At 71.0% G+C, this 19,678-nt stretch carries 11 protein-coding genes and 1 pseudogene; 8 read left to right on the top strand and 4 right to left on the bottom strand.

Annotation, left to right across the window (positions count from 1 at the left end):
* Nucleotides 1-9: 9 nt before the first annotated feature.
* The gene (locus M8J73_RS32010; RefSeq protein ID WP_206187808.1) at nt 10-1,425 is read right to left on the bottom strand and encodes a hypothetical protein; all 1,416 of its coding nucleotides are present in this window, start codon (nt 1,423-1,425) and stop codon (nt 10-12) included.
* Between the two features lie 417 nt (nt 1,426-1,842).
* On the opposite strand from M8J73_RS32010, the gene M8J73_RS32005 reads away from it, so the two are divergent.
* The 4 genes from M8J73_RS32005 (at nt 1,843) to M8J73_RS31990 (ending at nt 10,093) form a co-directional block, all read left to right on the top strand.
* Nucleotides 1,843-3,330: an MFS transporter gene (locus M8J73_RS32005; protein ID WP_055538148.1), complete on the top strand. Its 1,488-nt coding sequence runs from the start codon at nt 1,843-1,845 to the stop codon at nt 3,328-3,330.
* A gap of 328 nt (nt 3,331-3,658) precedes the next feature.
* Complete coding sequence (locus M8J73_RS32000; RefSeq protein ID WP_157873105.1) at nt 3,659-3,829, top strand: hypothetical protein; 171 nt, start codon at nt 3,659-3,661, stop codon at nt 3,827-3,829.
* Between the two features lie 95 nt (nt 3,830-3,924).
* On the top strand, nt 3,925-5,193 hold the full coding sequence (locus tag M8J73_RS31995; protein ID WP_055538149.1) for a KAP family P-loop NTPase fold protein: 1,269 nt from the start codon (nt 3,925-3,927) through the stop codon (nt 5,191-5,193).
* A gap of 166 nt (nt 5,194-5,359) precedes the next feature.
* Nucleotides 5,360-10,093: a glycosyl hydrolase family 18 protein gene (locus tag M8J73_RS31990; RefSeq protein ID WP_169797829.1), complete on the top strand. Its 4,734-nt coding sequence runs from the start codon at nt 5,360-5,362 to the stop codon at nt 10,091-10,093.
* Nucleotides 10,094-10,177: 84 nt separating this feature from the next.
* On the opposite strand, the gene M8J73_RS31985 is transcribed toward M8J73_RS31990, so the two are convergent.
* Both M8J73_RS31985 and M8J73_RS31980 read right to left on the bottom strand, forming a co-directional pair.
* On the bottom strand, nt 10,178-11,815 hold the full coding sequence (locus tag M8J73_RS31985) for a cellulase family glycosylhydrolase (RefSeq protein WP_249829397.1): 1,638 nt from the start codon (nt 11,813-11,815) through the stop codon (nt 10,178-10,180).
* Nucleotides 11,816-11,990: 175 nt separating this feature from the next.
* Nucleotides 11,991-13,097 (bottom strand): GDSL-type esterase/lipase family protein, encoded by a 1,107-nt coding sequence (locus M8J73_RS31980; RefSeq protein ID WP_055543311.1) that lies wholly within the window; start codon nt 13,095-13,097, stop codon nt 11,991-11,993.
* 215 nt (nt 13,098-13,312) lie between these two features.
* Here M8J73_RS31980 and M8J73_RS31975 point away from each other — a divergent pair, with 215 nt between their 5' ends.
* Nucleotides 13,313-16,972, top strand: a complete 3,660-nt coding sequence (locus M8J73_RS31975) for a S8 family serine peptidase (RefSeq protein WP_249829396.1) — start codon at nt 13,313-13,315, stop codon at nt 16,970-16,972.
* A gap of 58 nt (nt 16,973-17,030) precedes the next feature.
* Here the strand turns inward: M8J73_RS31975 and M8J73_RS31970 are convergent, their stop codons facing one another.
* Nucleotides 17,031-17,609: a TetR/AcrR family transcriptional regulator gene (locus M8J73_RS31970; RefSeq protein WP_055541275.1), complete on the bottom strand. Its 579-nt coding sequence runs from the start codon at nt 17,607-17,609 to the stop codon at nt 17,031-17,033.
* Nucleotides 17,610-17,819: 210 nt separating this feature from the next.
* On the opposite strand from M8J73_RS31970, the gene M8J73_RS31965 reads away from it, so the two are divergent.
* From M8J73_RS31965 to M8J73_RS31955, 3 genes and pseudogenes are all read left to right on the top strand, one after another.
* Nucleotides 17,820-18,383, top strand: coding sequence for a 2Fe-2S iron-sulfur cluster-binding protein (locus tag M8J73_RS31965; RefSeq protein WP_055541274.1), 564 nt, complete (start codon nt 17,820-17,822; stop codon nt 18,381-18,383).
* Nucleotides 18,380-19,372, top strand: coding sequence for an FAD binding domain-containing protein (locus M8J73_RS31960; protein WP_055541273.1), 993 nt, complete (start codon nt 18,380-18,382; stop codon nt 19,370-19,372). The genes M8J73_RS31965 and M8J73_RS31960 overlap by 4 nt, the downstream gene beginning before the upstream one ends.
* Nucleotides 19,369-19,678 (top strand): annotated as a pseudogene (locus M8J73_RS31955) (xanthine dehydrogenase family protein molybdopterin-binding subunit); the annotation flags it as partial. The gene M8J73_RS31960 and the pseudogene M8J73_RS31955, both read left to right, overlap by 4 nt.

Below are 19,678 nucleotides of genomic sequence, written 5' to 3'. Positions count from 1 at the left end.
GCGGAGAGGTCAGTAGAAGAGCGCGTCGCGTGAGCGGCGGGCGCGTGTGGGGCGGCGTCGGTCGTCCAGGCGGATGCGTTCCGGGCTGGGCCCCATCAGCCCCGACCGGTACAGCCCGTAGGTGATCCGCCGCCGGGCGGCCGCCTCCAGTTCGTCCCGCAGCGGGCCGTCGCGCAGTACCGCCTCGGGACCGAGCAGACCCTCGACGACGGCCAGCGCACCGGCGGTGTCCCCGTGGTCCAGCCGTTCACGCACGCCGGACAGACCGTCCGGGCGGCGGTGCGCCCGGTCGATCGCCTGGAGGCAGGGCAGGGGAGTGCCGGTCAGCGCGACGAGCAGTTCCTCCCGACGGATCTCGTCCGGATCGTGGTCCAGGGGCGCGAGCACCCCGTCGACCAGCCCGATCCGGTGCCGTTCCCCCCGGCACTCCACGACACGCGGCTCCCCGGCGGGGTCCGCCGCCCGGGGCGGCCCGACGGGCACATGGCCGGGGACCAGCGCCGAGGCGACCAGCGGATGCAGCCGGTCCCCGTCGATTGCCCCGGAGCGCAGCAACTCCAGATCGGGCGGCACCCAGGTCGCCGCGTCGGGCAGCACCGGCAGGGGGAGGGAGGCCCCCTCCCCGTCGGACGCCACCTCGATGCGCAGGGCGGGTGATCCGGCGCCGTCCGAGCCGCCGTCGAGGTGCAGCAGCAGTCGGCGCCGCGCCCCGAGCCGTACGAGGACGGGCCCGTCCGACCGGCCCTCGGCGGCCAGCACGATCCGCGCCTCGTCCGCCCACCGGCCCACGGCACAGCCGTACTCCGGTGACACGGCGCCCGACGCCTCCCCGCCCGCCAGGACCGGGCCGTCCGCGGACGGCTGGTCGGCCCCGGAACGCGGGCGCAGCTCGGGGGCCCTGCGGGCGTCCCACAGATGCCGGTGCAGATCGAGTCGGTAGCGGCGGCTGGGCCGGGGATGCGGGTGGCGGCACGCGTCGGGCGCCGCGCGGGACCCGGCGGATCCGTCCCACAGCGCGAGCCCGATCCGCTGGCCGGCGTCCGCCCAGGCGGGCGGGGTCCGCACCACCAGGTGCACCGGGTACGGGCCCGCGCGCCCCTCGGCTCCGTACCGGGCCAGTGTGATGGTCAGCCCCGGCCGCAGCAGCCCGTCGGGGGCGATCCTCGGCAGGTGCCAGCGCAGCAGGTCCGGAGCGAGATGCCGCAGGTCGGCCCGTAGCCGGGCGGCGACGTCCTGGCCGTGGCGCAGGGCGACGGTACGCGGATGGAGGTCGAGGTCGATGCCGGCTGCGGCGCAGGCCCCCGCCCAGTCGCCGACCTCGCGGCGGGCGGTGGCGGTCTCGATCATCGACGGTGGCACGGCGAACCGGCGCACGCGCGACCAGAAGGAGAGTCGGGAATCCCCGTTCGCGACATGAGTGAGCATCAGCACTCACCTTGCGCGGACGGGACCCCCATTCTGTCAACGGAATGAGTCGTCATCGCGGCGAGCATAGCCCTCACCGTCCGCGCGCCGGTACAGGTTTTCGAACCCGAGGTTCCCCCGCGAGTTTCCCCCGTGGCGGAGACGCGTGCGTCCACGGCGGAGCGCCGAGCGGCGCGGCCGGCGCTCGGCGGTCGGGGCAGGCGCTGGAGTGGCGATTCGAGTGGTGGGCCGAGCGTTGATCCGCGTGGTGACCCGAGTGGTGAGGGGCATGGCGCGGGCGTACGGTCGAACAACGGACGCATGAGTGGACCGTTCCGTCCACCGATGAGTGCCGAGCGACACGCTATGAGCAGCGATCCCCAGTCGACCTCCCCAGTAGAGACCACCACCCGGGAATCAGGTGGTGGCGGGAGCGCGATGGCGCTGCTGGTGATCGCCTCCTGTCAGCTGATGGTCGTCCTCGACATCACGATCGTGAACATCGCGCTGCCGGACATCCAGCGCTCCCTGGACTTCTCCACCACCAGCCTGGCCTGGGTGGTGAACGCCTACACGCTCACCTTCGGCGGTCTGCTGCTGCTCGGCGGAAGGGCCGGTGACATCCTCGGCCGACGCCGCGTCTTCATCTTCGGCGTCCTGCTGTTCGTCCTGGCCTCCCTTCTGGGGGGCCTCGCCCAGAACGCCGGTCAACTCCTCGCCGCCCGCGCCCTCCAGGGTGTCGGCGGCGCCATCGCGTCCCCGACGTCCCTCGCCCTGATCAGCACGACCTTCCGCGAAGGCCCCGAACGCAACCGGGCGTTCGGCGTGTTCGCGGCGGTCTCGGCGGGCGGCGGCGCGATCGGGCTGCTCGCGGGCGGTGTCCTCGTGGAGTGGCTCAACTGGCGGTGGGTGCTGTTCGTCAACGTGCCGATCGGCCTGCTCATCGTGCTCGCCACCCCCCGCTGGATCCGGGAGTCCGAGCGGCACCCCGGCCACTTCGACGTCACCGGCGCGCTGACCTCCACCGCGGGCATGGTGCTCCTGGTGTACGGGTTCATCCGCGCCGCGCAGGAGGGTTGGCGGGACGCGCTGACGCTGGCGTCGTTCGCGGGCGCCGTGGTGCTCCTGCTGCTGTTCGTCCTGGTGGAGAAGAGATCCCGGCAGCCGATCACGCCGCTCCACATGTTCGCCGACCGCAACCGCGCGGGCACGTACGGCATCATGCTGTGCCTCGCCGCCGCCATCTTCGGCATGTTCTTCTTCCTGACGCTCTTCGTGCAGAACGTGCTGGACTTCAGCCCGTTGGCCACCGGGTTCGCGTTCCTGCCGGTCAGCGCGGTGATCGCGATCGGCGCCGGGTTGGCGTCGCGATTCCTGCCCGTGTACGGGCCCAAGCCGTTCATGGTGGTGGGCGCGATCCTCGCGGCGGCGGGCCTGGGCTGGCTGACCCTGACCGACGTGCACTCCACGTACGCGGGCAGCGTCCTCGGCCCGATGCTGGTGTTCAGCCTGGGCATGGGCATGGAGTTCGTCTCCCTGACCCTGATGGCCCTGTCCAACGTCGCCACCGAGGAGACCGGCGCGGCCTCCGGGCTCCTCAACGCCACCCAGCAGGTCGGTGGTTCCCTGGGCCTGTCCATCCTCGTCACCATGTACGGCACGGCCAGCACGAACGAGGCGGAGGAACAGATTCCGCGCTTCCTCTCCCAGGCGACCCCGCTCGAACGCCTCCAGTTCCAACGCACCGGCCAACTCCCGCCGCCCTACAGCGACGAGATCCTCACCGCCGGCGTCTCGGCTGCGTTCGTCATGGCCGCGATCTTCACGGTGGTCGCCGCGCTCATAGCGGTCCTCGCCATCCAGGTCCGCCCGTCCGACCTGGAACGACTGAAGGGGGATGGGGTGGGGCCGGGGGCCGGTACCTGAACCGCCGGAAAGGCGCGGAAAGACCCGGCATGCGTACGATGGCCGCGGCGGGCCGCACGAGCCCCGGACCACCACCGGCGCACCGGCACGCCGCCGCCGGCGACATGGGGCGCTCGGCCGCGGGCACCGATCGGCGTCGGCGGGCCGGAACGCAATCGAAGCGTCCGGGGTCCCACCCGGTCGAGGCCCTGGAGCAGCGCGCTCCGGCCCGGGCCTGCGCGTGCGGGTGGACACCTTCGGCCCACGCTCACTGGTCGCCCGAGGCGCGGCGCCGCCGAGGATCCCCGGCTCGCCCGGGCCATGGCCGAGGGCGAGGGCACCCAGCGCCATGCGCGACGTCGGTGCGCATCGTCAGGTCGCCGAACTCGCCGCCGTCGTAGCGGACTCCGGGTGCTTCTCGCTGGCCCTGAGTCTCGACCCCCAACTCCGGCGGGCGTTCCCGCACGGCCGTGAACCGGACGGAACACCGTCGGCCCCCTGGCACTGGCACGACCTGTGACGACGGCTCTCCGTTCCGCTGACAGCGTGACCACCGAACTGAATAATCGTCACCCGAAGGCCGCGTCTCCCCTCGAAAGCACTGGAGAATCTCTGTTGCGTCCCCTGACCGACAATCCCGTCAGCAACCCCGAGGACGACTCGTTCCGGTTCGGACCGTACGTCGACGTGTTGCACAAGGCCGTGGAACAGGCCACGCCGCTGCCGCTGACCGTCGGAGTCTTCGGTTCCTGGGGCGCGGGAAAGTCGAGCTTCCTGCAGTTGTGGCAGCGGCGCTTCGAGGCGACCCGGACCAGGACGATCTGGTTCAACCCCTGGAAGTACGACCGCAAGGTCGAGGTGTGGGCGGCCCTGCTGCACACGATCCTCTCCGAGATGGAGAAGGAGGACACACTCAAGGACAAGGCGAAGAAGCTGGCCAGAGCCGCCACCTGGCTCTCCGTACGGGCCGGACTGGGCGCGGCGGCGGCGCTCGCCACGGGTGGTGTGGTCAAGGGCGAGCAGGTCGACAAGATGCTGGAGGGCCTCGCCGAGGAGGACTCCGCGCAGTACCGGCAGGTCAACCGCTTCGAATTCGACTTCGCCGAAGCCGTCAGCGAATTCGTCGGTGAGGACGGCCGTCTCGTCGTGTTCGTCGACGACCTGGACCGGTGCACGCCGGAATCAGCGATGACGGTGCTGGAGTCCTTGAAGCTCTTCTTCGCGCAGTCGCAGTGCGTCTTCGTCCTGGCGCTCGATCTCGACGTACTGGCGGCGGTCGCCACGAACAAGTTCGACGAGGCGCTCAAGGGGGCGCCCTCGGACGTCGTGTCCGGCATGGCCTACCTGGACAAGATCGTCCAGTTGCCCTTCTTCCTTCCCGACGTGGGGTTCGACACGCTGCGGGAGGCGTTCGGGCCCTACCTCTCCGAACTGGCCGACGACTCCTTCTTCTGGGAACTGCTGCGGCGCGGTCTCGGCGTCAACCCGCGCCGGCTCAAGCGGTACATCAACGTCTTCAACATGGCCGTGGCGGTTTTCCAGGCCCATGGGACACAGCCCCTCAGCCGAGAATTCCGGCTCCAGCTCGCGGTGCTCCTGATCGTCCGCAGCCGGCACCGCGCCTTCTTCCACACGCTGACGTCGGAGCCGGAGGCCTGGCGGATCTTGACGGCGTTCTTCGAGCGAGTACAGGGGAACCCGGGTGGGCGAAACGGCTACAGCCTGGACCTCGACGAGCACCTGCAGCCCTTCGCAAAGGACAAGGACATCGAACGCCTCCTCACCCACGGCGGCGCCGAACGCGTCCAGCCACCGGCGAACGAGACCGTCCTGGCGATGATCAGCACTCTCCGCAGCGCCGCCGGACCCGAGCTGTCCGACTGATCGTCACGACCGTGGAGAACGCCTCCGACCAGCGAGAGTGAGGACTGCTGAGATCCCTGCCAGGCGGAGTTCGCCGAGACCACGCCACGCCGCTTATAGTTGCGAAACTATTGAGCTTTCAACGATCGGTTGATGCTGATCTGTTGATATGAGAAGTGGGGGGCTCTTGTTACGCCGACTGATCTCCGCAGTGGTGGTGATGGCCGGGCTGACAGCGGCACTTGTCGTTCCGGCCTCCGCCACCGACTTCCCTGCGGACAGCACGACCTCGGTCTCCTGGAACATGCAGGGTTCCAACATCAGGGCGAAGACCGGCAGCAAGTGGACCAACACGGTCCGCCAGCAGGCGATGCAGGTGCCGATCGTGATGCTTCAGGAGGCCGGCCCTGAGCCTCCTCCGCGCAGTGACGCACAGCCCAGCCAGACCTTCACCACGACCGACAGCCAGGGCAACACGCATCAGCACACCGTGCTGCACAACAGCTGGGTCATCGACACCGGTTTCCGCAATCCCAACCCGACCCGTCAGGTCTACTTCCTGCAGACCGACGACGACGCGACCAACCCGCGCCGGATCGGCGGCCGGGTCAACATCGCGCTCGTCCTGATCGAGGCGCCCGACGAGCTGATCGTCGTCGGCAACCCGGTCGACGCCGGCCGCAACGCGCTCGGTGCGCGGTTCGGCAACGAGTGGTACTTCACCTTCCACGGCCTGTCCGGCGGTGGCGGTGACTCCGCGGTGATGCTGGGCGCCATCAACGACCGGATCGCGGCCCTCGGGACCCAGCGTGGCGCCACCTACCACGCGACGATCGGTGGCGACTTCAACGTCGAGCCGGGGGTCCTCTCCCGGCGGGCGAACTTCCCACAGGGCATGGAGATCGAGGCCTCGGGCAGGGCGACCCACCAGAGCGGTAGTCAGCTCGACTACTTCGTCACCACCCACCCGAACCTCGATCCGGGGGTCGAGGTCCGGTCCGACGGCGACTCCGACCACCGGCCGGTCCAGTTCGGCCGGCTCAGGGCGGCCGGACCCACTCCGTCGCCCGCCGCCGGCCCGGAGATCGACGAGCTCCGGGTGATGCCGGCCGGTGACGGGATCACGGCCGGTGTGAACAGCACCGACGAGACCGGCTACCGGGGCTACCTGGACACCATCGTGAAGGGCCTGTACACCGCAGCGGTGATCGGTGGCACGGCGGCGACTCTCCTCTTCAAGCGCACGGACTTCGTCGGTGAGCAGAAGAACGGCAAGCGCGGCGACCCCGACCACATGGGCTTCGAAGGCAAGGGCATCGACGACATCAAGGCCCGGACGATCCCCGCGTTGCAGACGCTGCGGCCGAACATGATCACCCTGGTCGCGGGCACGGCCGACCTGACCGGCGGTGCCGACGGCGCCGCGACGGCCGCGAAGATGCGGGACTTCCTGGACGCGATCCACCGGACCTCGCCGACGACCACGGTCCTGCTCGGGACCCTGCCGCCGTCGACGAACCCGACGTACCAGGCCCGGATCGACGCCTACAACAGCGCGCTCACCAAGATGGCCTACGCCAAGATGGACGGCGGCGCACGGCTGGTGCTGGTCGACCTGGGCTCGGTCACCCCGGAGGACATCACCAACGAGATCTACCCGACCGACGCCGGCTACCAGAAGATCGCGGCAGCCTTCGGCGACGGCACTCGGATCGCGGTCCTGCAGCGCATGATCAGCGGCCGCTCGTACGTCTGGGAGCCGATCGGCAAGATCCGGGACGCCGCCGCGACCGGCTCGAAGATCGCCTTCCCCGATCTGAACGGCGACGGCAAGGCCGACTACGCGGTGGTCGGCACGGACGGCAAGGTCACCGGCTGGCGCAACGACGACCCGCGCAAGGAAGCGGTCTCGCTGGGCGACATCAGCCCGGCCGACCGCGGGAACAACCCGGCGCTGGTCTACTTCGCCGACCTCGACGGCGACGGCAAGGACGACTACATACGGATCCTTCCCGCGGCCGACTCGCCGACCGGCATCGCCGCGATGCGGATGTCGCGCAACACCAGCAGCGGCGGCAAGGTCAGCTGGGACAGCGCGAAGATCGTCGCGAACAACCTCGGCTACGAGCCGGAGTTGTACTTCACCGACCTCGACGGTGACGGCCGCGACGACCTGATCACGCTGGACCGGATGAGCTTCCCGACCGCCTGGCAGAACAAGGGCAAGGGAATGCCGACCGAGGGCGGCTGGACCAAGATCTCGGGCTTCACCACTCCGGGCGAGTCGCGCGGCGCGCAGGTCGCCTTCGCCGACATCACCGGTGACGGCAAGGCCGACACGGTCCGGGTCGAGTTCACCACCGGTGAGGTCCGGGCGTGGGAGAACACCGGCGCTCCGTGGAGTGTCACCAAGGGGTGGAAGTCGCTGGGCGTGATCCGCGCCGACGACCCGTTCCAGGGCACCTTCGGGACCTTCGCCGACCTCAACGGCGACGGGATCCAGGACTTCGCGATGACCCGCTCCGGTATGACGGCGAAGACGGCCGCCAAGTCCGGTACGACGGCGAAGACCGCCGCCAAGGTGGCCGCGGCGAGTGGTGCCGGTGACATCGAGGGCTGGCTGGTGCCGAGCTACGGCGACGGCAGCCGCAGCGACGGCGGTGCCGGTGATCTCGGGGTCAACGGCGGTGTCGGCGACCCGATGGAGTCGCACCCCGGTGGCGACGACGGCGGTACGCGGCCGGCCGCGACCGGCGACTGCCGTCCGGAGGGCCTCGCCACCACACCGGGCGTGGCGACGCCGTACTGCAAGGTCTACCAGAGCGACGGCCGCGAATGGCTCGGCCAGGGCCGGGGCCGCCGGGTCGTGGGCTACTTCAACGGCGGCCGCACGGGCGCCGACGGCACGCCGCACTACCTGGTGAAGAACATCCCGTGGTCGAAGGTGACCCACCTCAACTACGCGTTCGCGTCGGTAGAGAACAACAAGATCAAGGTCGACGCGAACGCCACCCAGAAGGAGTGGCCCGGCGAGGCCGGCGCCGAGATGGACCCCTCGCTGCCCTACAAGGGGCACTTCAACCTGCTGACGAAGTACAAGCGCCTGCACCCCCGCGTGAAGACGCTGATCTCGGTCGGCGGCTGGGCCGGTTCCGGTGGCTTCTACTCGATGACCACCAACGCGGACGGCTCGGTCAACCAGGCCGGGATCGACACGTTCGCGGGCTCGGTCGTCGACTTCCTGCGGACGTACGGTTTCGACGGCGTCGACATCGACTTCGAGTACCCCACGGTCCTGGAGGACACCGGCAATCCTGCCGACTGGGCGGTGTCGAACCCGCGCCGCAAGGGCCTGCCCACGGCGTACGCCGCGTTGATGAAGACGCTGCGGGACTCGCTGAACCGGGCCTCGGTCGCGGACAACAAGTACTACCTGCTCACCTCGGCGTCGTCGGCCTCCGGCTACCTGGCCCGTGGGATGGCGAACCAGACCGCGCTGAAGTACCAGGACTTCACCAACCTGATGGCGTACGACTACCACGGCACCTGGAACGACGTCGTGGGCCCGAACGCGGCGCTGTTCGACGACGGCAAGGACCCGGAACTCGCCGACCAGTACGCCACGCCGGAGTACGGGAAGATCGGGTACTTCAACACCGACTGGGCGATGAAGTACATGCGCGGCGCGATGCAGGCCGGGCGCGTCAACATCGGTGTGCCCTACTACACGCGCGGCTGGCAGAACGTGACCGGCGGCACCCACGGCCTGTGGGGCACGTCGCGCAAGCAGAACGGCTGCGAGCCGGGTACGGGCATCAAACGGCCGTGCGGTGACGGGGCTTTCGGCATCGACAACATCTGGCACGACGAGACCAACAACGGCAGCGAGCTCGGCTCCGGGACGAACCCGCTGTGGCACACCAAGAACCTGGAGAAGAACATCACCCCGGTCTACGCCCCCAGCGTCGGGCTGAAGCCGCAGACCGACGCCACCGACCGGCGCACGGGCCAGTACACCCGGTACTGGGACGACACCACCAAGACGTCATGGCTGTGGAACGCCGAGAAGAAGGTGTTCCTGTCGACCGAGGACGAGCAGGGCATCGACGCGGTCACCGATCTCGTCAAGTCGACCGGCGCGGGCGGCGTGATGATGTGGGAACTCGGCGGCGACTACTCGTGCCCGGCCGACGTCCAGCCGGACACCCCGTGTGGGATGGGGTACACGCTGACCACCCGGCTGAACGAGAAGCTGGGCAACATCGGCGCCTACAACAACAGTCTGCGCGCCGGCACCGGCGGTGCCGGGCCGACGGTGACCGCCAATGTGAGCGTCGAGATGGTCAACTACCCGACCTCCACGGCGAACCTGTGGCCCTTGCAGCCGACCGTCCGGATCACCAACAACACCGGGCGCACGCTCGGCGGTGGCAAGGACACGAAGCTGTCGTTCGACATCCCGGCCTCGACGTCACCGCTGGTCAAGGACGGCAACTGGCAGACGGGTGCCCAAGGCGGCCAGTGGCAGCTGACGGCCGGTTCGACGTTCCACCGGGTCAGCACGACGCTGGACTACTGCCAGATCATCCCGGCCGGGAAGTCGCTCGACCTGCCGATCATCTACTTCCTTCCGATCACCGGTCCGGTGAACACGAGTCTGTCGATCGGCGGCACGGCGTACGCGCCGGTGACCGACAACCTCAAGGGACTCAGTACGGCGACCCCGCCTGCCGGTGGCTGCAGTGCCGGGAACTGGGACGCGAACAAGGTCTACTCCCCGGCCAGCCAGCCGATCGAGCAGACCACGGTCAAGTACAACGGCAAGGTCTGGAAGGCCAAATGGGAGACCAAGGGTAGTGCCCCGGGCACCGCGGCCGACTCCGACCACGAGCCCTGGAAGCTGATCGGCAGCGCCGGCTGACCGTCCTCGGCCGGACGGCGGAGCCGAAGTACCACTGGCCGGGGCGAGCGGTGACACCCCTCGCCCCGGCCCGCGGTGCGGGGATCATGCCGACGTGCAGGCGGCTCCGTTGAGCGAGAACGCCGTCGGCGCCGGGTTCGTGCCGCCCCTGCCGGCCGTGAAGCCGAGGGTGGCGGAGCCCGACGCCGGGATGTTCGCGGTGTACGGGGCCGACGTGACGGTGACGTCGGCGCCGCTCTGGGCCACGGTGCCGCCCCACAGGTTGGTGACCCGCTGGCTGTCGGGGAACGACCAGCGCAGGGTCCAGCCGTTGACGGCCGAGCCGCCGGTGTTGCGGATGACGATCTCGCCCTGGAAGCCGCCGGGCCACTCGTTCGTCACCCGGTAGTCGACGGAGCAGGACGCCGTGGTGCCGCCGGGCGGTGTCGTGACGCTCACCGTGCCGGAGCGCGGCGATCGGTTCCCGGCCGCGTCACGGGCGTAGACGGCGAACACGTACGACGTCGCCGGCGCCAGCCCGGTGAGGGTGGCGGACGTGCCGGTGGTGGTCGTCACCGGTGTCTCCGCCGTGCCGTTCACGCGGACCACGTCGTAGCCGGTGACACCGGTCGCGTCGGTCGCGGCGGCCCAGGCCAGCCTGGCCGACGAGGACGTCACCGACGATGCGGTCGGGGTGCCTGGGGCCGTCGGGGGAGTGGTGTCGCCGCCGCCGGAGGAGGCGTAGATCGCGGCCTCTTTCGAGGTGGCGGCGATACCGTTCGCACCCTCGAAGAGTCGGCGGCCCCAGCTGGTCAGCTGGTTCGGGTCGAAGTTCGTGACCATGTCCAGATACTCGACGCCGCCGCCGTTGCCGCTCCACGACCAGCCCAGATAGCCGAGGCCGAGCTGTTGGGTGGTGGCCAGGATGGTGTCCTCGTCGGGGTTGCCGTCCGAGTGGTCGTGCCCGAACTCACCCACCACGATGGGGAGTTTCGCGGCGACGAAGCGCCCCAGATAGTCGGTGATCTCGGCGGCGGTGTCGAAGACGCCATACATGTGGATCGAGAAGATCGTGTTGGCGTCCGGGTCGGCGCCGAAGACCGACGCCGCGTTGTCGCGCATCGTGAACGCCCAGTCCTGGCCCCAGTTGGGGGCGTCCACCATGATCGTGTGCTGGAAGCCGGCGGTGCGCAGCTTCTGGATCGCCGCCTTGGTGTCGGCGGTCCAGCCCGCGTAGTTGTTGTTGCCGTACGGCTCGTTGCCGATGTTGACGATGACGTAGTCCTCCTGACCGGTCAGCGCGCTCTGCACACTGATCCAGTAGTCGGCGGCCCGCGACAGCGTGACGGCCCCGCTCTGCTCGCCGTAGCCCGTGGTGTCGTGCACCTCCAGGACGCAGATGAGCCGGTTCTGCTTGCACTGCGCGACCACGTTCGCCACGTCCGCGGTGTCGTTGCGCGTCCAGCGGTCACCGCTGGAGAGCACCACCCGCACCGTGTTGGCGCCCTTGGCCTTGATGTGGGACAGGGAGCTGGTCCGGTTCGCATACCAGGTGTGGGCGTGATTGACGCCCCGCATCACGAAGTCGTTGCCGGAGCGCTCCAGCAGTCGGCCGTTCTGGATGCGGAATCCGGTGGGCGCGGCCTGCGCGGACGGGCCGATCACCCACAGGGGCAGCAGCAGTCCGAGGAGGGCCGCGGCCACGGTGGCCACACGGCGGACGGTCGGCGTACGGGATCTCATCGCGGCTCCAGGTGGGGTGGGGGTGGGGAGAACGGGGTGAGCGGGGCGTGGTCAGGGGTGACCGTTCGTGTGTGGGGGGTGTGGGACGGCCGTCACCCGGCGGCGGACGGCGCCGCCGTCCGGGCGACGGCCGCTACGGGCCCCGGCCCGCATCGACCGGCGGGGCCCACCGTCATCAGCCGGCGACGCCCCTCGCCGTGCAGCTGACGGTCGCCGACGGTGTCCCGGACGTCGTCGAGGTGTCCGCGATGAAACCGAACGTGGCGCGGGCGCCGGGGGCGAGCGTGCCGTTCCAGTGGGCGTTCGTGACGGTGGCCGTCCCGTCGGCCGCCGTGCTCAACGTGCCGTTCCATGCCTGGGTCAGCCGGGCTCCTGCGGCCGGTACGACGGTCGCGGTCCAGCCCGAGACGGCGGAGGCGGACGTGTTGGTCACCGTCACCTCGCCCTGGTAGCCGCCCTGCCAGACGTTGACGGCACGGAAGGCCGCGCTGCACGGCCCGTCACCCGGGTCACCGGGGTCACCGGGGTCGCCGGAGCCAGGCTCCAGCAGCGCGCCCAGCGCCGGGTACCAGCGGGCGGCGATCTTGTTGTCGCCGGCCGCGTTCGGGTGCACCCCGTCGTAGGTGTCGGCGGCCGTGTCGAAGCCGGTCCACTGGTCGACGACGGTCACGGACGAACGGCTGGTGCTCGTCGCCCGCGCCCAGGCCGGGATCCGCGCGTTGAAGTCGACGACGCGCTGCGCGCAGCCCGCGCAGCTGCTGGGATTCATGGGGATGATCTGCGCGACGAGGATCTTCATGTCGGGGTTGGAGGCCCGCATCTGCCCGACGAGCCTGGTGTAGGCGGCGAGGATGCGGTCGGGGGAGACGCTGCTCCACACATCGTTCGTGCCGAAGTGCATGACAACGATGTCCGGAAGCGTCGCGGCGAGCCGTGCGGGCAGCAGGTTCTGGTCGGCCACGTGGGTGACGAGTTCGCCGCCGTGGCCCTCGTTGTCGCCGTCGTGGGCCTGTCCGCAGCCCTGGGGGCCGAGGGTGCCGACGAAGTCGATGTCCGTGTAGCCGGCGCTCCGCAGCCGGTTCCACAGCACGGCCCTCCAGCAGCCGGGCGAGCCGGTGATGGAGTCGCCGAGCGGCATGATGCGCACCGGCTCGGCGGCCGTTCCCCTCGCCGCGGCGGCCGAGGCCGGCGGCGCGAGGGTGAGGGTGAAGGGGAGGAGCAGGGCGGCCGGCAGGCCGAGAAGCGGAAGGATCCGGGTGGGGGAGTGGCGGGTGCTGCGCATCGTGTTCCCTTCCCTGGTGAGATGGGAGCGCTCCCATGGGAACATGCCACTGTTGTCATTTACACGTCAAGATGTGTGCGTCGAGCGGCTCAATTCCCTTGTGATCAAAGGGAGTTGCCCTCTCAGGAAACGATCACCTTTTCGGTACCGTGACACGCGTTCCTTCGTTCACCTCCGTATCTCCTTCAACACCCCCCACCTCGAACGGAGTTCGTGTGACCAGACCACGTGTCCCGGCATGGGCGGGCGGCGCCCTGGCCGCCGTTCTGCTCGTGACCACCCAGAGCGGGTTATCCACCGCGGCCACCCCCTCCACCTCCTCCACTCCCGCAGTCACCCCCTCCACTCCCTCCGCTCCCGCAGCCACCCCCGCCTCTCCGGCGGCTGCGGACGGGGCCGCCCCGCTCACGGGCAAGCGGTTCACCCTCGTCACCGGCGACGTCGTGACCGTCGGCGCCGAACGGGGCGAGCCCCGCATCGACATCGAGCCCGGCAAGGGCCGCGAGGGCATCGGCTTCGTCCGGCGGGGCGGCGGCGCCGACCTCCAGGTCATCCCCATGGACGTGGCGCCGCTGGTCGCCACCGGCGCCGTCGACGACCAGCTCTTCGACCTGGGCGCCCTGCACCGCTTCGGCTACGACGACGGTGCCCTCGACGACCGGGGCCTGCCCCTCATCGTCCGCCACCGCGGCCCCCTGCTGCCAGCCGCCACCCGCGCCGAGGCGCTGCCCGGGAACACGGTGGCGCTGGAGTCGATCGACGCCACCGCCGTGACCCTGCCCGAGGACGACCGCGGCGCCCTGTGGCGGACGCTCACCACCTCGGAGGACGGCGCCGATCCCGAACTCGCGCCCGCCGTGCAGAAGGTGTGGCTGGACACCCCCGTCGAGCTCACCGACGAAGGGGGCGCGGCCGGCGAACCGGAGACCACCCCGGACGGCGACGTCGCGGTCTCCGACCTGGTCGGGCAGATCAACGCCAAGGGCCTCAGGGCGCGCGGCCTCGACGGCAGCGGCGTCAAGGTCGCCGTGATCGACACCGGGGTGCGCGCCACCCACCCCGACCTGGAGCAGCGCGTCTCCAAGGCGGAGAACTTCATCTCCTGGGACGACGAGAAGAACGACATCGACGGCCATGGCACCCATGTCGCCGGGATCATCGCCGGGACGGGCGCCGCGTCCGACGGCCGGTACGCCGGTGTCGCGCCCGGCGCCGAGATCCTGAGCGCCCGTGTGCTGTCCGGCCCGATCGGCTCCGTCTCCCACGTCATCGACGGCATGGAGTGGGCGGCCGACGAGGGCGTCGACATCGTCAACATGTCCCTCGGCGCACGGGCGTTGAGCGACGGCACCGACCCCTGGTCGCTGGCGACCGACGCCCTGCTGGAGCGCGGTGTGCTGCCCGTGGTGGCGGCCGGCAACGACGGACCCCGCTCCTACACGGTCTCCCCGCCGGCGGCCGCCGAGGGTGCCCTGGCCGTGGGCGCGGCCGGCGGTGACGACGCCGTCGCGAGCTTCTCCAGCCGCGGCCCGCTCTTCGGCGACCACAGCGTCAAGCCCAACGTCAAGGCCCCCGGTGTCGCCGTGACGGCGGCCCGCGCCAAGGACACCCCCATCGGCGACGTCGACCCGGCCGGCCCCGAGGGCCCCGTCGACGACGCCTACACCCGCTTGTCCGGTACGTCCATGGCGTCGCCCGCCGTCGCAGGGGCCGCCGCCCTCGTGATGCAGGCCCACCCCGACTGGACGCCCCGCCAGGTGGCCCTCGCGCTGGTGTCCGGCGCCCGGCCCGGTGCCGGTGAGAGCGTCTACGACCAGGGCTCCGGGCTGGTCGACGCCGAACGGGCGGTGGACCAGCGGGTCACGGCCACGTCGTCCGCCCTGGACTTCGGCCGGCTGTCCTGGCCGCGCGCCGCGGAGGACACCCGGCGCAAGGTGTCCTTCGCCAACGACACCGCCGAGGACCTCACCCTGGACCTCGCCCTCGACGTGAAGTCCACCCGGGGGAACCTGCCCACCACGCTGCTCGCCCTGGCCGAGGACCGGGTGACCGTCCCCGCCGGGGGCACGGCCTCCGTGGCCGTAGAGTTCCACGACAACGGCATCCGCACGGGCGGCGCCCTCTCGGCCCTGCTGACCGCCCGGTCCGGCTCCACGGCCGTACGTGTCCCGGTCGGCCTCAGTCTCGAACCCGAGAGCCACCAGCTCACCCTCAACCTCCGCGACCATCTGGGCGAGGGCGCCGACGGCGTCTCTCTCGTGGACATCCTGCCGCTCGACCGGTCCCTGGAGCCGTTCGAGGAGCCGCAACTCGCCACCCTCGGCTCGAAGATCGAGGTCCGGGTCCCCGCGGGCACCTACGCCGTCTCGGCATTCATCGGCCGCCACGAGGACGACTCGTACTGGTTCGACAGCGACATCATCCTTGCCGGCGAGCCCCACGTCCGCGTGGACAAGGCGACCGAACTGACGCTGGGCGGCACGGCGGCACGCAGACTCGCCCACAAGGTCGACGACCGCGAGGCCGAGAACATCTACCGCCAGGTCGGGGTCGCCCAGCGGCAGGCGAAGGCCCCCGCGGGGGAGCGCGGCCCGCTCGCCCTCCACACCGACGTGCAGTTCAGGCATCGGGCGCCCGACTACTGGGCGGTGCCGTCCAGGACCCGCGCCAAGGGCAACCGGTACACGGCGTACTTCCGCGAGGACCTCGCCGAGGGCTATGTGTACGGAAAGGCCCCCGACGGCACCCCCGGCGGCGAGTACTCCTATCCGACGGCCACCGGGCCCGTGTACTACCTCGCAGCCTTCCGCGAGGGCCGCATCCCGGCCGATCTCACCGGACGGGTCAGGGACTCCCAGCTCGCGCGGACCAAGGCGCGCTACCACGCCGCCGAGCAGACCGGTGACTTCGACCGGCCCTTCCCCCTGAAGTCGAAGCTGGCCACGCCGACCGTGAAGGGCGTCCCGGTCGGCGGACGGCGCGTCAACGTCCCCTCGCCCGGCACCCGTACCGAGTTCTTCACCGCGTCCAAGGACATCGCCTGGGCGCAGGAGCTGCGGTGGAGCTGGCAGAACACGGACAGCTTCGACCCGCTGGAGCACCGTGCGCTGCTCACCCGGCCCGAGGTGTTCCGGCCCGGCCCCCGCACCGAGCACTGGAACCGTCCGGCGGGCGCCCCCACGCTCGCGCCCGACGGCCGCCGGCTCACCCGGACCGGGGACACCGTCACCGTGGACCTGCCGCTGGGCGGCGACTCCGACCCGCGGCACCTGTTCACCAGCGACGATCTGTACGCCACCTACTCCTACACCCTCAGCCGCGGCGGCGAGCAGCTGGCCAAGAGCCGGGACGGGGCGGAGGAGTTCCCGCGGAACACCGCGCTCGCGGCCTGGGACGTGCCGGCGGACACCGGGACGTACACCCTCAGGGCCCACGCCGACCGCACCCAGTGGAACGCCGTGAGCACCGAGGTCGACGGCGTGTGGACGTTCCGCTCGGGGCGGACCGCCGAAGGGACGACGGCCGCGCTGCCGCTGACCGGTGTGCGGTTCGCGCCGCCGGTCGACACGTGGTCCCGGGTCGCGGACCGCCGTACGGTCGCCGTGCCGTTCACGCTCCAGCGGACCGGTGACCGGGCCCGGGGCCGGGTGCGTGCGCTGACCGTCGAGGCGTCCTTCGACGGCGGTTCGACGTGGCGACGGGTGCCGGTGGTGAAGAACCGGGCGCTGATAGCGCATCCCTCGCTCGCCACGCTGCCCGCCGAGCACCTCGACCGCAACGGGCACGGTTCCGTCAGCCTCAGGGTCAAGGGAACCGACCGGGCGTCGACCTTCGCGATCACCGTGAAGAACGCGTACAAGATCAAGAAATCCTGACCCGGTCGTCCGCCGGAGGGCCGCCGCACACAAGGGCGGCCGGCCCTCCGGCGGTCTCTCACTGCTTCGGCGCCCCCGCGCGCAGGGCGTCCATGACGAGATCCATGAGACGGCCGGCCCGGGCCTGCCAGTCCTCGCTCGGGCCGATCTGCCAGAGGCCCGCGATGGCGAGGAAGAAGTCGTCCGCGCTCACTCCGGGCCGGATGGTGCCGGCCTCCTCGGCCGCGCGCAGCAGCACCTCGGCGGCCTCGAGCACCGGGGTCGGGCGAGGTCTTCCGGGGCTTCCCGGAGCGCCCGCGGCCTGCCGGATCGCGTCCGCGAGCCCGACCTTGGTGAGGGCGAACCGGGCCAGACGGTCCATCCACTCCCGCAGCGCCCGGTCCGGCGCGTGGACCGCGAGCAACTCGGCCGCGCTGTCGGCGACCTGCTGCATCTCGTGCCGGTAGAGCTCCAGGACGAGAGCCTCGCGGTTCGGGAAGTGACGGTAGAACGTGCCCTGCCCTATGCCCGCCTTCTTGGCTATGGAGTTCAGTGGCGCGTCGGCGGACCGGGTCAGTTCCTCCAGGGCGACCGCCAGGATGCGCTCGCGGTTCCGTCGCGCGTCGGAGCGCAGAGGCGCGTTCTTGTCCTCTGTCACGCGTCCTCCTCGCCGGCCCCTGGCCGGATTCCGTCCTTGTTGATCCGGACATCTGTCCGTTAAGTTGTCCGGGTAGACGGACACGTGTCCGCTTGCCGCATCCTAGCGCTGCCGCCGCGCCGCGCGGCACCCTACCGCCCTGTCCTCGCACACCTCTGCCTGCCGGAGCCTGCCTCGGGCCCGCTCCGGATACGCGAAAGAAGGCTGTTCATGTCCTCAGCCCCCTCCTCGACGTACAGCGCCGTCACCCTGACCGTCAACGGCGAGAAGCACACCCTCACCGTCGACCACCGCACCACCCTGCTCGACGCCCTGCGCGAGCGCCTCGATCTGACCGGGACCAAGAAGGGCTGCGACCAGGGGCAGTGCGGTGCCTGCACCGTCCTCGTCGACGGGCGCCGCAACGTCTCTTGCCTCCAACTGGCCGTGGCGGCCGAGGGCCGGGAGATCACCACCATCGAAGGAGTCGCCGAGGGTGACCGGCTGCACCCGGTGCAGGAGGCGTTCCTCGAACTGGACGGCTACCAGTGCGGCTACTGCACCCCCGGCCAGATCTGCTCCGCGATCGCGGTGATCGAGGAGCACGCGGCGGGCTGGCCCAGCGCCGCCACCGACGACGTACGACCCGAGGCCGGCCCACCACCCCTCACACCGGAGGAGATCCGGGAGCGCATGAGCGGCAACCTCTGCCGCTGCGGGGCGTACGTGTCCATCGTGGAGGCCGTGGCCCGCGCCGCCGCCGACCGCTCGGCCGCCAAGGAGGCCGCCGCGTGAGGGAGTTCGACTACCGGCGCGCCCATGACGTCCCCGGCGCCCTCGCCCTGCTCGACGCCGACCCGGAGGCACGCTTCCTCGGCGGCGGCACCAACCTCGTCGACCTGATGAAGACCGGCGTGGAACGGCCCGCCCGGCTCGTCGACGTCCGTGACCTCCCGCTGGACCGCGTCGAGTCCACCCCCGACGGCGGGCTGCGGATCGGCGCGACCGTCACCAACAGCGACCTCGCCGCCCACCCCGAGGTACGCCGCCGCTACCCGGCGCTGACGCAGGCCGTCCTCGCCGGTGCCTCCGGACAGCTGCGCAACATGGCCACCGTCGGCGGCAACCTGCTCCAGCGCACCCGCTGCGGCTACTTCGCCGACGTCACCAAACCGTGCAACAAGCGCGTCCCCGGCAGCGGTTGCCCCGCCGTCGAGGGCGAGCACCACAACCACGCCGTCCTGGGCGCCTCCGAACACTGCGTGGCCACCCACCCCTCCGACATGGGTGTGGCCCTGGCGGCCTTCGACGCCGTCGTGTCCTACGAGACCCCGGACGGGCCGGGCGAGCTGCCCTTCGCCGACTTCTACCTGCCCGTCGGCGACACCCCGCACCGGGAGACGGCCCTGCCGCCCGGCGCGCTGATCACCGGCGTCACCCTGCCGCCCGCGCCCGTCGCCGCCCACTCCCGCTACCGCAAGGTGCGCGAGCGCGCCTCGTACGCCTTCGCCATCGGCTCCATCGCCGCCGCCCTCGACGTCCGTGACGGCGTCGTGCACGACGTGCGCCTGGCCTTCGGAGCCGTCGCCTCCCGGCCCTGGCGGGCCCGTACCGCCGAACGCGTCCTCATCGGCGCGACCGCCGACGCCGAGAATTTCGCCGCCGCCGCGGACGCCGAACTGGCCGCCGCCCGGCCCCTGCCCCACAACGCCTACAAGGTGACGCTGATGCGCAACCTCGTCGTGGCCGAACTGACCCGACTCACCGAGGAGTCCGCCCGATGACCACCGCCCCCGCCGCCCGCCGGGGCACCGTCGGGACCGCCCACACCCGCGTCGAGGGCCGGGACAAGGTCACCGGATCCGCCCGCTACGCGGCGGAGATCCCCTTCACGGGACTCGCGTACGGCTGGCTCGTGCTCTCCACCGTCGCCCGCGGCCGGATCCGCGCCCTCGACACCGCGCCCGTGCTGGCGATGCCCGGCGTCCTCACCGTCCTGCACCACGGCAACGCCCCGCGCGTCGAGACCGACTACCCCGGCCTCATGGGCACCAAGCCGGACCCGACCACCGCCGTCTTCCAGCACGATC

It is taken from the genome of Streptomyces neyagawaensis (assembly GCF_023516595.1).
GTDB classification, from domain to species: Bacteria; Actinomycetota; Actinomycetes; order Streptomycetales; family Streptomycetaceae; genus Streptomyces; species Streptomyces neyagawaensis.
This window is presented reverse-complemented; position numbering and strand designations above follow the sequence as displayed.